This window comes from Aquirufa salirivi (assembly GCF_045310485.1).
GTDB lineage: Bacteria > Bacteroidota > Bacteroidia > Cytophagales > Spirosomataceae > Aquirufa > Aquirufa salirivi.
Genome location: NZ_JBEWZH010000050.1, coordinates 1 through 255, shown reverse-complemented (window position 1 = coordinate 255; position 255 = coordinate 1). Strand labels below are relative to the sequence as shown.

General features: G+C 48.6%; 1 protein-coding gene. It reads left to right on the top strand.

What is annotated here, in order from left to right; all coding sequences use genetic code 11:
* The coding region (locus U0R11_RS13640) for a hypothetical protein (RefSeq protein ID WP_406752395.1) at window positions 1–255 on the top strand (255 nt) is incomplete at both ends.

Genomic DNA, 255 nt, shown 5'->3' with positions numbered 1-255 from the left:
TGATGATTACGGGATCTGCGAGTCAGAATGCTGGGGAAGCCCAAACGATCACGATAAGAGCAGTAGATGCGAGTCATAATACAGCCACAGGATATGCAGGCACGAAGAGTTTAACTTTCTCTGGTGCAAATAGTTCAAGCAGTCCAGTGACGGTAGCGACAGCGAACGGAACGAACTTTGGAACAGCGACAAGCATTGTATTTACGAATGGAGTGGCAACGGCATCGGTGGTCTTGTACAAAGCAGAGAGTGCCT